The 15,367-nt window shown below is 45.1% G+C and carries 12 protein-coding genes; all 12 read right to left on the bottom strand.

The window, feature by feature from the left end; all coding sequences use genetic code 11:
• Window positions 1–414: 414 nt before the first annotated feature.
• On the bottom strand, window positions 415–1,455 hold the full coding sequence (locus BMX58_RS10845; protein ID WP_068623048.1) for an oxidoreductase: 1,041 nt from the start codon (window positions 1,453–1,455) through the stop codon (window positions 415–417).
• 93 nt (window positions 1,456–1,548) lie between these two features.
• Entirely contained in the window at window positions 1,549–2,187 is a 639-nt protein-coding gene (locus BMX58_RS10840; RefSeq protein ID WP_068623049.1) for a nitroreductase family protein, read from the bottom strand.
• Window positions 2,188–2,191: 4 nt separating this feature from the next.
• The gene (locus BMX58_RS10835) at window positions 2,192–2,620 is read right to left on the bottom strand and encodes a MarR family winged helix-turn-helix transcriptional regulator (RefSeq protein WP_068623050.1); all 429 of its coding nucleotides are present in this window, start codon (window positions 2,618–2,620) and stop codon (window positions 2,192–2,194) included.
• Between the two features lie 209 nt (window positions 2,621–2,829).
• Window positions 2,830–2,958, bottom strand: coding sequence for a hypothetical protein (locus tag BMX58_RS15005; protein ID WP_068623051.1), 129 nt, complete (start codon window positions 2,956–2,958; stop codon window positions 2,830–2,832).
• Window positions 2,959–3,897: 939 nt separating this feature from the next.
• A complete protein-coding gene (locus BMX58_RS10830) occupies window positions 3,898–4,251 on the bottom strand; it encodes a hypothetical protein (RefSeq protein ID WP_068623052.1) in 354 nt (117 codons plus the stop codon).
• A gap of 1,066 nt (window positions 4,252–5,317) precedes the next feature.
• Window positions 5,318–5,476 (bottom strand): hypothetical protein, encoded by a 159-nt coding sequence (locus BMX58_RS14705; protein WP_157077230.1) that lies wholly within the window; start codon window positions 5,474–5,476, stop codon window positions 5,318–5,320.
• 1,618 nt (window positions 5,477–7,094) lie between these two features.
• Entirely contained in the window at window positions 7,095–7,400 is a 306-nt protein-coding gene (locus BMX58_RS10820; RefSeq protein WP_068623054.1) for a hypothetical protein, read from the bottom strand.
• 166 nt (window positions 7,401–7,566) lie between these two features.
• Complete coding sequence (locus tag BMX58_RS10815; RefSeq protein ID WP_068623055.1) at window positions 7,567–8,163, bottom strand: hypothetical protein; 597 nt, start codon at window positions 8,161–8,163, stop codon at window positions 7,567–7,569.
• 373 nt (window positions 8,164–8,536) lie between these two features.
• Window positions 8,537–8,713 (bottom strand): hypothetical protein, encoded by a 177-nt coding sequence (locus BMX58_RS14700; RefSeq protein ID WP_165605755.1) that lies wholly within the window; start codon window positions 8,711–8,713, stop codon window positions 8,537–8,539.
• Between the two features lie 501 nt (window positions 8,714–9,214).
• Window positions 9,215–12,241 carry a type I restriction endonuclease subunit R gene (locus BMX58_RS10810; RefSeq protein WP_068623056.1) on the bottom strand — a complete coding sequence of 1,009 codons (3,027 nt, stop codon included), beginning with the start codon at window positions 12,239–12,241 and terminating at the stop codon, window positions 9,215–9,217.
• The gene (locus tag BMX58_RS10805) at window positions 12,242–13,483 is read right to left on the bottom strand and encodes a restriction endonuclease subunit S (RefSeq protein ID WP_068623057.1); all 1,242 of its coding nucleotides are present in this window, start codon (window positions 13,481–13,483) and stop codon (window positions 12,242–12,244) included.
• Entirely contained in the window at window positions 13,476–15,254 is a 1,779-nt protein-coding gene (locus tag BMX58_RS10800; protein ID WP_068623058.1) for a type I restriction-modification system subunit M, read from the bottom strand. The genes BMX58_RS10805 and BMX58_RS10800 overlap by 8 nt, the downstream gene beginning before the upstream one ends.
• Window positions 15,255–15,367: the final 113 nt, after the last annotated feature.

Here is a 15,367-nt window from a genome sequence, read left to right as displayed (position 1 = left end):
TATGACCTCTGCTGACTTCTCGCTATTCGTTGTTACTACAGGGATTCCTGCTAGCGAGACCTCCCCGGGTAAGAATGATAACCTTCCACTCATGTCACTGCCTCATTTACTGTAGGAGATTCGTGCAGTATGGGACTTTACTTTGTTTTGCAAGCTCGTCCGTCTCCATCCAGCCTTATATGAGATTTCTGTTCGTCAGTGCGAGTGTTTGCGTCCGACTTCCTTCAGATTCCACCTCACGGTGGACACCCTTGTCTTTCGCTAACAGTTCCTACTGCAAAGCCTGTAGTGGACTTTCACCACCAAGTTATCACCCATGCCGGGCGCACAACCAAAAACGGGACCGCCTCCATAATGGAGAGGCAATCCCGTTTTTGGTTTTTCGCTGATTTTAATTGCCAGAACACCAATTGGCTATCTTCTTCGTTGCCCTCTTTGGTAGGAATGATTGTACACCTCGAAATTGGTGTCGCGCAGTTCTTCGGCGGCATCGGCCAGCCAGTTGACGTTGCGGATCAGCGCCCTGCCTTGCAGGATCAGGTCCGCTTGTTTTGTTTGCAGGATGTGTTCGCACAAGCCTGGGTTATCCAACAGGCCGACCGCGGTCACCGGAATTGAAACGGCTTCTTTCATCGCGCTCGTGTAAGGCACCTGATAGCCGGGTCGGACAGGGATATTCGGTTTCCTGTCAAGCAGACCGCCTGTGGAAACGTCGATGCAATCGATGCCGTCTTTTTCGAGCCATTTCCCGATCGTTTTCCACTCATCCAGGCTGTTCTGCTTTTCTGAATCAGCGTATGCCGTCAGCGATAAGCGGATCCACAGCGAGCCATTGAAAGATCCGCGAATTTGCTCGATGATTTCTTTTGCGAACAGGTAACGGTTTTCCAGCGAACCGCCGTAAGCATCGGTCCGTTCGTTGGTCAATGGCGACAGGAACTGGTTGATCAGATAGCCGTGCGCCCCATGCAGTTCGATCATGTCGACTCCGGCAACTGCGGCACGTTCTGCAGCCGCCACGAAGGAGGCTTGGACGCGCTCGATTTCTTCGTTGGTCATTGCGTTGGGTGTTCCGTACTCATTGCTGAACGGGATGGCGCTTGACGCGATCAGAACTTCCGCATTCTCCGCTTTCCGGCCGGCATGTCCAAGCTGGATGCCCACTTTGCTTCCCAAAGCGTGCAGCATATCCACCAATTTCTTGAGCTCCACTGCCTGCTCATCGTTCCAAAGCCCCAGATCCCGATTGCTGATCCGTCCATCCGGTTCCACCCCGGTTGCTTCGATAATGATCAGGCCAGCCTTCGCGATCGCGCGTGCGCCATAATGGGCAAAATGGAAGGGTGTCAGCACCCCATCTTCTTTTTCGACTTCAAACATGCACATCGGGGCCAAAACGACCCGGTTGTTCAATGATAATCCTGCTATTTCAGTTGGTGACAATAATAATGACATTTTTGCAACTCCCTTCTCTTTCTTACTATTGTAAAGCTGGTTAGTCAAAAAAAGAAGCAGGCACTTTTTCATCAGGTACTTACAAAAAGGTGCCTATTTGAACGCTGTGATTTTCTCCGACGCAAACCGCACGGATTTGTAACCTTCTTCCATGGCTTTGCCGATGGACAGGATCATGACCGGCACATACCGTTCCTTGTCGAGATCGAATGCCTCGGCCAACTGATCCGCTTCAAAACCGCCGATAGGGTTCGTGTCATAGCCATGGGCACGCGCCACCAGCATCAACTGCATCGCCGCCAGGCTGGAATCGATTTTCACGACATCGTTCATCTGTTCTTTGGAGAAGTTTTTGTAATAAGGAATGATGGCGGCCAACTGTTGGTCCCTCACCTCCGCGGACATTTTCCCTTGCGCAACGGCAGCATTATAGATTTCTTCCCCATGCTCGTAGCACTGCATATCCCCGAATATCAGCACCATCGCTGAGGATGTGTCATTCTGCCTTGTGTTGAAACGGATCAGCGGTTTCAGTTTGGCTTTGGCTTCCTCGCTCTCGACAACCACGAAACGCCAAGGCTGCATATTCACGGATGAAGGCGTCGTCGTGGCTTCCTGTATCATTTCCAGCATTTCTTCCTGGCTGATCTTGTATGTTTCATCATATGCGCGGATGGATTTTCTTCCGAATACGATTTCCGAAAAATCGTTGTTGATAAGTGTATTTGTCATGTTCTTAGCCTCTTTCTTGTTCTCTATTCAGGTGCAGTTTGTTCAGCAATTGGGATAATTGTTCGGCTTCCTCGTCACTTAAGGACAGCGAAATCCCCATTCTGTCCTGATCCTGTTCTTTCCCGCAGGCATCCAGCTCCTGGATCGCCTTGTCCGTCAAGCGGACAAAGACCTCCCGGTTATTCTCCGCATTCCGTTCCCGCAGGACATAGCCTTTTTGCTCCAGGATTTTCAGATGGCGCGTGATCGCTGCGCTGTCGATTTTCAGCTCCGTCTGGATCTGATTTTGGGAACAGCTTCCCTTTTCTTTCAGGAACATCAGCATCTCATAGCGCGTCAAACTGAACCCTGTTTCCTTTTCGAACAGCGTGGTAATCTCCTGATTAGTCAGTTTGATCTGGTACAGCAACTTGCTTATGTCTCTTAAGTTCATGCACATTCACCTCGATTATCCGATATTGGCTGACTGACAAACGTTTGACTAGTCAACGGTTGATTAATCAATCATAAAGCAGGAACTAACTTTTGTAAAGTAACTTGCTTGGATTACCGGAAAGAATCCGAACCGAAGATGCCCCTCGTTAAACAAAAAAACCCACTCTTCCGAATGGGATCAACAAATTATTATTCTGCAAGCTGTCATTACTTGTTAAAAATCTTCGGGCCTTTGCGCATGTTCTTGATATCATTTTTTGGCGTGTCGGTTTGTTTGGACTTTCCGCCGCCTTGTTTGTTCTTGATTATTTCCAGCATTTTTTCTTTTGGACTCACTGTTCACACCGCCTTCATCAGTATGACACTCCATACTTTTATTCTTTTGAATTTATACAAGAAAAAAAGCATCAGCAAGATGCCGATGCTTTAGGGCTGTTGATTGATTTTTCAAATTGGCCGTGTGACCAACCTGAAGCAAAAAACATTTGAAAACAGTGTAATTGAATGGTACTCGATTTCTTTCGAAATCTCCGTCCCATACTGTATCCGTAAACGAATGAATCCGCAACGGCTCCAGCAATTAACGTTTTGAGAATTGTGAAGCTTTACGCGCTTTTTTCAAACCTGGTTTTTTATCTGCTAGATTGTATAAGGTTGCACCGGCATGCAAAATGCAGTGTACCATGATTTTTCAGATATGTATATAGAATCAAAAGGTATTAAATTTAATTTTTTCAGTCACGAATTCAGTCACAAACAAGCAACATCTTCATTTCGATTCATTCATGACTGAATTAGGATGATTAGCATTTCAAGGAATTTCGACCACGCTGGGAAAAACACGAGCAACTTTTAGTGGGAACTACTCAATCACAATGAGTGGTTCCCACTTTTTTTGTAAAAATGCCCAAATTCACTGGATTCGTTACCTCTTTGGTAGAAATAATAACCGGACCAAAACGTCGTGTATAGAGACTAGCCAACTTGTCCGCAGACTTAAATTCACGTACGGAATACGGATTGGCTACTTTTTGAGCAACATAATCCTCTCCCAAGACAAGTGATACTGGTTTGCTACATCCTTCCTGAATACCGTTCAGTCATGGGATGCACTTGGATTGCCCGCGTAGTACAAAACTTTGAAATCTGTTATCGCATTTGCGAGTCATTCTGAAACCGATGAGAACAAATCAAAAAATGATTCTTTTCATCTGTGAGATTTTCACGTCATCTTCTAAGAAGGATTTCATATATTGCAATTTCAAAAATCTCACATCATTGTTCGGAATCCGATTTAGCTTCATTTCGCTTTCTCAATACAGAATACGGATTAAGAATGCTTTCCTCCACCATTTTTCTAAAATCGCCGCTATCATCCCATAGTATTTGTTTTCGTCTTTCAGTTTCCCTTTTCAACCTTTGCCTAGACTTAGCTTCCCTAATAATTGGAAACTGTTCTAATATCCATTCATGAGTTCCTGTTTTCTTGTGAACAGCACGAATCGTTACTTTTTCGCCATTCAATTCCATTTCTTCTACTATTTTATAAACCGCTTCCTTTAACCGTAATATTTCCTCATGTGACATTTCACTAACTTTTGATTCCTTGACTCTCTCAAAAATATCCATATCCCGCTACCTCCTTGATGATGACAATTTTATCGGCTTGGTTACAGTATGACCTTTCCGAGAAAATTTGTCCACTTTTATTGATAACAATAAAGAACAATTGACTTATGTCAACGTCATCATCATTCAAATAACCTCCTACTCAACGAAGATATTTTGCAAGCAAGCTATCCCCCCAGCACGGCTTGCACATCCTTTCCATTCAGATTTGTTTCTCCGCCCATAAACCATCGCTGAATGAACCCGGCTTTGCCCGATTCCTTTATTCCTTTTGTATCTTCTGACACAGGATACGGGTTCATTTGAAAAGCGACTGAGCGTAAATGACCATATTGTAGCTGGTCTCGACTTATTCACCAAATGTGAAAAGGTCTCTTTCTGAGGGAAGGAGGCCATCCCCCCCACGCTCTCTAATTGATACAGTCAAATTCTACCTGAAAGAGCAAGGTAAAAAGCTTGTCCGGTAATCAAGAAACTGAAAACCATTTACCAAGAGAAAAAAGACTACTCTTGAAAAAGAGCAGCCTCTATACAGGTTTCGTTTTGGTGCTTGCCACCGGTGGAACATATATTCCGAATATCAAGTTGACTATGAGCCTGCTCTCATCGCATTTCTGCATACATAATATACCATAGCGAATGCCTGTTTGCTATTCACGGACTGTCCCTTTTCGTTTGACCTGCTCGATTTTCTCCTCCACTATTGTAGGTTCGCTCCCCGCGGACCTGCCGAGTCCGTTTCCCTCAGATTATCTGACGTTTCACGTAACAAATAATGTTGGCAACAGTGGGCTCGGCGAGTTATTGAAATGAATGTCATATTCTGCCGTATATGCGTTTAAGCACTTCCCAAATCCGCTGCAATGCATGCGAGTCCGGCTTTCGCTTTACATGTTGATTCAACACACCTCGTCTTATATGTGAAACTTCATAATCCCACAGGCGTCAGAACGCATCAAGCATAAATCAGCAAGAACCCATGGAAAAACCACCTAATCCTCAAATGCGTCTCAGCGATAATGATGTCATAGACTGCCAATATTTGTTTCCCGGACGGCCGCACGCCTCATCTATCACCCAGTTGTTTCAAGGCTTCCTCATTTTCATCACAAACTGAGATTACCATTTCCATAAAAGTGTCTGTGACTTCTTCGTTCTTTTTCGAGGTGTTTTCCATGCCCTGCTGTTCAAATTCGAATGCGCTTTCCTCTTCTTCTGACTTCATTGCATATTCCTCCGTGTCCTTTTCTCCAGACTTTCTGCGTTATGGAATGTATTGAATATTCCGGCTTCATTCGATTCCTGCTCTCCCCTGCGGCACAATTGGAGAATTGTCTGTTCGGGAACAATGTGCTTTCCTACAATAGCCTTTAAATTTCCCGTCTTTCATCGATAGCTCCAATTACGAAAACGAAAAAAAGAGTCCTGTTAGCGCAGAACTCTCCTTTACCAATCAAAAGACACAAAAAAATAATCGCCTTATCTTTTTACTTTGACAGGATAACGGTTATTTTTTGTTCATCTGCCACCATTATACCAATCCCAAAAAAGCTTCGCAACTCCCATTAAAGTTGTCAGAGGCATATCGGAATCCACTTGCTTACGTTTTTTTACATGCGTCATGACGCATTTGGAAGCTGTAATGCCTTACTACTCATCCAGGCGGAGCGCTCATTTGGAGATTCCGAACTCAAAATTCAAACAGCTAGTGGAGAATGCAGATGGAAAATTCGTTTTTCATTTCAGCCTTAAATGCCGCTTCTTAGCATCCTTCTCGATTCTCAAACCCCGGAGTCGGAAACCAGGCAATTTCAATTCCGTTTGCATCCAGTTCGTAAAAACCTTCGGAGTGGTCATTTGCGTCTTTCCAAACCCTGTTACCAACGTTCCCAGTTGGAAATCCCTGCAAAATTTCAAGATGGCGCAAGGCTTCCCATTCTGCTCTACTCCGGGGGCGCTTCCTTATCGCACTTGTGGCATATGAAGGTACGCTCTTTTGGTCATCCATGTTGATTGTTCACCATCCCGCTTCTTTATAGTATGCCTCTCAATCTGCATCGTTATTCTTTTGGTTTCCAAGTTGTGGTGATAACTGTAGCTACTACAATTAAGACACAAAAAAAACCGCTGAACTACTCGGGGAGTCGCGGGTTCATTCCAATTCAAGCCAGTAGTTTCAATGACTTACATGAAGAGGGCCCTGTTGACGCAGAGCCCATCTCATCTCAAAAAATAACACAAAAAAATAACTGGTGAACTTTGGAAACACAGCTATTTTTTAACCTATCGTCATTATAACAAACCTTCCTAATGATATGCAATTCATATGCCATCTTGTTGAATTTAGAAACACACCCATTTCAAATTTCACCGAAAAGAGGCTTTGCTGGCGTTTCGTCGCTTTTGGTGAAAGTCACCTAAACTTTATGCTCTGACATGCCAATGTCTGCTGTACTTACTTCTCTTCTCTCGCATTTTTTGATACCGGACAAAATATCCATCTGTATAGAGTTGGCAGTATGCGAAATAACACCCTTCCTCCTCGCAAAGAAGAACAGGTGCTTTCTTCTGTTGATGGCCCCCCTGAATACATGAATCTGCGCACGCGCACTAAACATTGTCCCAGGAGTATCAATAAACCTACTGCTTATTTTCCCTATACTGAATACCGATTTTCAGCAAAACATCTGCCCACCCACAGTCGAAGTCGTTGAGAAAGATAGGCGCACTCGGTACGCGGTGGTTATCGTATTCGTTTTGAAAACGAATCTTGCTCGGGTCATCTAATATTCCTACCCGCTCCATTTCCGACAAATGTTACTTTTACGGCTTTTCATGGCCCTTCATGCACCCGCTGGTTTCCATACCGAATTTTTCAGCTCGCCGGTCTCAACCGCGTGTACGATATCAGCTACCGTCAGCAAATCGCCCAACTCCACCCGGAACAAATACAGGCGATAAGGCGGCGTGCATAGGTTCGCCATGAAGAAACAATCTCCATTTGCGGCCATGAACCACCAGACCTCGCCTTTTCGGTTCAAAATCCGGATGTCCTCCGCCAAAAAAGCCGACTCCTGCGCTTTGCGTTTCTTCAGCAATAAGGGCACATCAATCCTCTTTTGTGAGGAGAAGGTTTTCTCGAATAACATGCTGATGCCTCCTTTCGAACGAGCATTCTTTTGTCCATCATACCAAACGTATGTTCTTTTTGGTAGGAGGAAGAGCCGTACGTAGACCGGAACGCTGACCAATTTCTGTTTTTGGGCAGAATGAAAGCGTTCGTTGAACCGTAAACGAACGCTTTGGGTGAAACGATTAAAATCTGATACTAATGTAAGCGTAAATCTTCTTCACTACAGTTGTTGCTGCGAATAAAATCGCAGTGGTGACTCGTTTGGAAAAATAGTTGTCAACAACTGGCGATAAAAACTTCATCGATTTGCCGACAAATCTACCGAACTCACTTGTCGTTTGCTTTCGAAGTCCTCGAACGATGCCTGCAACAGGGTCATCCGCTAGGGTTGAAAACGAGTTGCCCCAGACGTACAGGGCTATGCAAACAACGAAAAATGACAGATGGTACAACGTGAATGACCAAACGGCCTTATTTGCCACACCATAAAAAGTAATTTGAATCCAACGAAATACTTCGGTCAGAATAAACATTGCGTTGATGCTGCCCATAAGCAAGTAAAACATGATTTCGCCTCTGTCCATAAATTTCTTTAGTAGTGCTTCTGATGTATATTTATACAAAGACATTCCTCCTTTCTTACTTAACTCCCCTGAAGAAGTTTCCTGTTTTCTTTTGCGGTTCAATATATTGTATGCAGCAATTGCTTTCACCATGCTGCTGAATTTCGAAAGTAACATTATCAATTTAAAGACAGAAACCAAGAAGCTTTCTTTCATTGAGAAGCGACCAGTTCGGTTGACTGGCTTACTTCTATTATACCGTTTGCTTGGATGGCAATCAAATCAATAACCACTCAAGTTCGTTTTCAGTTACTTGTCCACATCAATATTTCGACGAAATTTCGGCATTTATCCATATACACATATTGAAAAGTTTTTTTTGCGCGCGGGCTTTTTGTCCTGGTCGTGGGCATCAGAATTGCAACTTAAACGGGTGTACGGGACTGTTGGTGTCTGTCGGTTCTTGGATGCGTAATGTGTTGAAATAGCCAGAAATGCAAGTGACGTGCAACTTAACGCATCGCCCAGCCAAAGGGCCCAAGCGCAAACAAAAAAGCCCCTCTACGATGCGTAGAAGCGCCTTTGGCTGTTATTCGTGAACGATAACGTCGTCCTTCTTGCTTTCTTGTTCGTTGAACCAGACAATCTCCCGCCAAACGCGATAGATGAAGAACAGGGCCAACATGTCCAGCGCGACAATCAAGGTAGGTTCCGTTATAAATGCCAACGACCAACCCAATGCGAACGACAAGACAGTATCCACCATAGGTTCCAGCGGGTATCCGGCTTTCCTGAACGTTTAGATGGTTTCAATGTCTTTGCCATATAGTAACTGAGACCAAAACACCCGGAAATACGGTAGGCAGCCGCGAGAAAAGTAACTTGGCCGCTCAATGATGTCCAAAGATGAAAAAGCACATTTTCTCCTCGATGCGAAGAAAATGTGCTCTCCTGATTGATTGACCTCATTCACACTCATATATGCGCTAGCGTACCAGTTACAATTCTACGAATAGCAACAGGAATACAATTCATTTTTCCCACACAAAATTCCGTTTGCCAGAAACACATCAACTCAACACCAGTTGTTGTTTTAGGGTACTAGGAAGGACTTGGCACTCGATTCTTTTCTTACATTCATTGATAACGAATCATGCTCGGGTCATCCAATATGTCTATTCGCTCCAATTCGTTTTTCAGTATGCTCAAAAACTCCTCGTCGCATCCGTTTTGTCATCTATAATGCGCCATCGCATTGAACAAACATTTAACGGCTCCGCAATACTTTGTACGCGACTTTTGCAACTGACTCCATGACCGCGTGATACCGCTCCGGTTCATCCCAGAGCCTTTGGTAGGCTTTCATAGACTGGTCGAAAGATTCTACTGATTCGTCGTACTTCTTCATTGCCGTTTCTTCGAAAAAGACTGGGAAGATGTTGCGGGCAAAAATTTTGAAATCATTGCTTTTCGCAGACATTTCCAACTTTTTGTCGCCGTTAGTCGCCGCTTCCGTAAATTCCCCAATCAACACCTTATCCACTTCACTCACCTTGCCGTGGAACAGCTCGTTGATGTTGCGGATAATTTCGTCCAACAATGCCGTTTCCTCGTCTGGTTTGACCGCCACTTCCGTCGTTTTTGGATTTTCCAAAACCGTCTCGACGGCATTGGGATTCAAGGTGATGTCCCCTTTGAAGGTTTGCTCCAGTCGATAATATTCCAGCTTCAGCTTGTCTTCGATGTCGAGGGCCGGAAGATTATCACTCGGGATGAACTTGTTCAGATAGGATGTGAATACGTACTCCTTGTGCAATACTTTATCGAACAGCCGCGTGATTTGGATGATGTAGGCATACCACTTGTTGAAGTTGCGGATGCTCACCCGGAATTGGTACTTTTCTTCGTCGGATAAATCGTTATATCGCTCCAGCACCGGCTTCAGCAAGCTGGTCATCCGGCCCATATCCGCAGTCGTTTGCTTCCCATTCTTGTAATAGATTTGGATGAATTTTTCGACATCCGCGTCATTGTACAATTTGAAATTCCGGATGCGTTGCTGCGTATCGTAAATCATGTTGACGTCGATGGCTTCATCCAACTCCGTCACCTCGAAGTACGGCTCGAACGAGGCTTGGATATCTTCCGCTTTGTTGACAAAATCCAAGATAAAGGTGTCATCTTTGCCCGGATGCATGCGGTTGACCCGCGAAAGCGTTTGGACGGCTTTGACGCCCTGCAGCTTCTTGTCGATGAACATCGTGTGCAGCAACGGCTCGTCGAAGCCCGTTTGGTACTTCTCGGCGACAATCAGCATATTGAAATCATCCGTATGAAATTCGCTCTTGAGCTGACTTTCTTTGATGGGACGACCATCTTTGGTCATGTTCATCGAGGTTTCCCGATAATCAATCTCGCCATCTTTGACTACGCCGGAGAAAGCGACCAGAATATCCAGGTCCGTATACCCTTTTGATTCGATGTAGCGTTTGAACTCATGGTAATAGCGGACCGCATGTAACCGGGAAGCCGTCACGACCATCGCTTTGGCTTTTCCTCCGATTTTATTCCGTGTGATGTCCCGGAACTGCTCCACCATAATAATCGTCTTTTGCTGCAGGTTGTGTGGATGCAGGGATTCATAGCGTCGAATCGCTTTTACGGCTTTCGTGGTCGGAATCTCAGGGTTGTCTTCCGTCGATTTGGCAATCCGATAGGACGTTTCGTAGGTCATGTAGTTCTTCAGCACGTCCAGAATGAATCCTTCTTCAATCGCTTGACGCATGCTGTACACGTGGAATGGTCGGTAGCTGCCATCCGGTTGCGCTTTACCAAACATTTCCAACGTCTTTTCTTTCGGAGTGGCCGTAAAGGCAAAGAAGCTGAGGTTCTTATGCTGTCCGTGATTCAGCAACTCGTTCACCAATAAATCTTGTCCATCCGGCACAGCATCTTCCGCAAGGGCTTCGCGTTCCGCATATTCCTGCAACGCATCCGTCGTATCCGCCAAGGCGGTTTTGAGTTTCTGGGCGCTGTTGCCCGTCTGGGAGGTGTGGGCCTCATCCACTATGACCGCAAAACGCCGACCGGCAGTGCGTTCCACTTCTGTATAGATTACCGGAAATTTTTGAAGGGTCGTGATAATGATTTTCTTCCCATCGTTGATGGCATCCCGCAAGTCTTTCGAGTTTTTATCTGGTCCAATCGTTTCGACTACGCCGAGCGTGTGGTCAAAACTGGAAATGGTTTCCTGTAGTTGCTGGTCCAACACTTTTCTGTCCGTTACCACAATGACGGAAGTGAAAATGGACTGATTCAGCGCATCATGCAGACTCGAGAGACGATAAGCGAGCCAAGCGATGGAATTACTCTTTCCGGACCCGGCACTATGCTGGATGAGATAATTTTCCCCACTGCCGGCCTGTTTCACAGCCGCAATCAGCTTCGTCACGGCATCCCATTGGTGGTAACGCGGGAAAATCAGTTTTGCTTTTGCTCCCGTACCATCGACATTGATGAAGCGTTGCAGGATGTCCATCAGGTTATCTTTTTGAAGCACCTGCTCCCACAAATACGACGTGGCGTATCCAGCCGGATTGACCGGATTACCCTTCCCGCCGACTTCCCCGGCCCCATTCGAACCCATGTTAAACGGCAGGAAGAAGGTGTTTTTCCCGTCCAGTTTGGTAGTCATCCAGGCTTCGTATAAATCGACGGCGAAGTAGACCAGGAAGCGTTTGTTGAATTGGAAACAGGTTTCCCGTTTGTCACGGTCATACATGAATTGCTTCTTCGCGTTATCGACGGTTTGCCCCTTGATTTGGTTCTTCAGCTCCAAGGCGACAATCGGAATGCCGTTCAGGGAGAGGACCATATCAATCGAATTATTGTTGTCTGTCGAATAATGGAATTGGCGCGTCACTTCCAGTTTATTCGCGTGATAGTCGCGCACCACAGTCGCATTCAGGGACGTTTCCGGACGGAAAGAGGCGACCTTCAGCCGCACCCCTCTATCCACGATGCCGTGCCGCAATACGTGCAACAAACCGTTCGTGCTGATTTGTTCATTCAAACGTTTGACCAACTGCTCCGCTGTTTTGTTTGGATAGACGCTTTGATATTTACGCCATTCATTTGCTTGCGTTTCTTCCAAATACGCAATTAGCGTTGAGACGGAAATGGCTTTCTCTCGGTCATAGGCTTCTTGTGTGCCTTTGGTATAGCCGCCGTTGGTCAGCAGGTACCTTTCGATATCTTCCTCGAAGCGTTTTTCATTGTCTTCCGTTATGGCCATCTATTCCACCTCCTTTTTCCCGGTTACGTATTCGTAAATCATGGCTTTCTTGTAGGCTTCTAACTCCTGAACCATCTTCTCCTTGTTGGCAATAAGAGAGTCGATATGGGCTGTTTTTTCGTCCAGGAAATCAGCGATTTGTTGTTGCTCTTTTAAAATTGGATAAGGTAGTTTTATTTCATTTAATATTCCTTGAGACATGCTTGGAATCGCGCTTCCATATGTATATTTTTTATAATCGAAACCGCTCATGCAATAGAAGAAGAACTTCAAGTATGTATTCCTTTTAGGAATGGTGTAAAAAACCGTATCAACAGCCCAGAACGGCTCTTTAATAAATTGCGGTTTATCAATCGTACCCTTTCTTCCCAATAATACAGTTTCTTTATCGTGCATAATCTTATCGGTAAACCCGAAAGGAGTAGCACTTGAGCCGTACACAGGTATCTCGCCGTCCTTCACGACATTATCTTTCCCATTTACGATTTTAACGATATTTTTTATTTTGGTAATTTCCCAATGCTCGGGAATCTCCCCAATCCATTCAATCCCGCTGTCCTTCATCTTTACATCCGGGTTCAGTCCTTTAGTGACGGTTTCCGTGATGAGCGCCTGTTTATAGGTTTTGAATGCTTCGATTGATTCCTTCGTCTTTGAGATGATGCTGTCGATGTGAGCGTTTTTTTCATCGAGCATCGCAGCTATTTTTCGTTGTTCTTTTAAAGGTGGAACAGGAAGCAATGTATTTTTCATCTTCTCCGACGGAATTCGTAATCTGATAGTATTTAACTTATCACTCTTTTCTGAATGTTTAATTAAAATTCCATTTCCTAGCCCCATCAAACTTCTCTGGAATTCTTTTGACTGAAAGATGTTACTGAAATAGTTTATGTCAGAATCTTTGTCATCCGAATAGAACATGTAATAAACAGGGCTTACACATCCATGATATTGAGATAATGCGACAGAACCTGCTATTATGTTCATGCTATTCATTACAATATCTTTTGGGTGCGCTATTTTATAAAGACTCACATCGTCTTTTGCCTTGTTTCCTCCACCTGTTTTTTCGCCATAAGGAACTACTCCATTAGCCGCGCTCAGCGAAAGAATGTCTCGTGTTTTGATAGGTGTGTTTTTTTCGTTTCTTTCTTTCAAAAGATATTTAATTTTCTTTATATCCCAATGTTCCGGAATCTCTCCAATCCATTCCACTCCAGAATCCTTCATCGCTCTAACCATCCACTTCCACATCCTTCCCGCTTAGCATTTCGAAGCTCTTCACGATTTCTTCTTCCAATACCTTGATGCGTTCCGCAATCACATCGGTACTCTCCGGCGCCACGTACTTGTAGAATAGGCGCGTGAACGGAATTTCGTAGGCGACTTTGGTTTTGTTCTTATCAATCCATGCATCCGGATTAAACGGCTTGATTTCGCGTTCGAAATACGCATCTATGTCCTCCGTCAAGGGGACGTCCTCGGTGTCGCGTAAGGACACATCCGGCTGGACTTTCTTGTTTTTCAGGACCAAATTCCCCGCTTCGTCTTTCAATGGGCTTTCGATGGTCACTTTGTTGAAGCCAAAGTCGAGATTGTCGAAAACCTTGGATTCGACGGTTCTATCATCCAGTTTGTATTCTTTGTTCAGGAACTCGCCATATGCCGTCACAATCAGTTCTCGGCATTCTTCAGAGATGTCCACACGTTTACTCCCGATTGCCTTACGGCGCTTCTCATACATGTTAGACGCGTCAATTAACTGCACTTGGCCTTGGCGGTGCGGTTGTTTGCTCTTGTCGATAATCCAAACATAGGTGGAAATGCCCGTGTTATAGAAAACATCGTTCGGCAATTGGATAATCGCATCCAGCCAATCGTTCTCGATGACGTAGCGACGGATTTCGCTTTCACCGCTGCCCGCTGCTCCGCTGAACAAGGCCGAACCATTGTGGATGATGCCCATGCGGCCGGTATCCTTCAGTTTACTGATACCGTTCAGTAGGAACAACAGTTGTCCATCGCTCTTCTTCGGCAATCCAACACCGAAGCGGCCTTGATTCCCTTTCTTGTGCTCCGCTTCCACTGCTTTGTAGTCGGATTTCCAGTCGATGCCAAAAGGCGGATTTGAAATGGCATAATCGAATTCATACCCTTTAAAATAATCTTCCGTCAGAGTGTTTCCCAAACGCATGTTGTCCGGATTGCCGCCTTTGATGATTGTGTCAGCCTTCGCGATGGCGTACGTCTTAGGATTAAGTTCTTGGCCGAATGTAATAACCTCGGCATCTGCGTCCAACAAGGTCAGGCGCTCCTGCATGGCAGAGAGCATCTGCGACGTTCCCATGGTTTGGTCATAGACCGTTTTGGATACGCCCTCTGCTTCCAAAATTTCCTTGTCTTCTGCAATCAGGATGTCCGTCATCAAATAGATGATGTCCCTGCTCGTGAAATGCGCCCCAGCGTCTTCGTTGTAGCTCTCAGAGAAGCGCTTGACCAAGTCTTCGAAGATATACCCCATGTCAGTGCTGCTGATTTTATCGGCACCCAAGTATCCTGTTTGCTTGTTGAATTCTTGGATGACCTGGAATAGTTTGCCATTCTTGGCTAATTTAGTAACGTGCACATCCACATCGAAGTTGGACAATACATCCTGCACGTTTTCGGAAAAGCCGCTCAAATAGGCACGGAAATTCTCTTCAATTTTTTCGGAGTCAGCCAACAGCATGTCGAACGTATACGGGCTGGTGTTGTAGAAAACGTAGCCGGACGCGCGGCGCAAAAAGCTGTCCTTCATGGAAATATTCTTACGTTTTTCCAGTTCATCTAGCACGGCTTGCCTGGTCGGCAACAGAGTATCGTGGAATCGTTTGATGACGGTGAACGGGAGGATAACCTCTCCATATTCGTGGGGCTTGTAAAGTCCGCGGATAGTGTCCGCGATGTTCCATAGTAAGGCGGATTTTTCTTGGATATTGGCGTTGGTCAGTTGATGCCTCTTTGTTTCATTCATGTTGCGATAGCCCCTTTAAGTTTGTGATGGTTGATTTTGATAACAAAGCAAGGCAACGGAGGTCATTGCTGCTTTTCTTCTTGTTTTTTCAAATATTCTTGAATCAGGCGTTC

This window comes from Trichococcus ilyis, from assembly GCF_900109135.1.
GTDB classification, from domain to species: Bacteria; Bacillota; Bacilli; order Lactobacillales; family Aerococcaceae; genus Trichococcus; species Trichococcus ilyis.
Note: the sequence above shows the minus strand (reverse complement) of the source record. Positions and strands in the feature narration are given on the sequence as shown.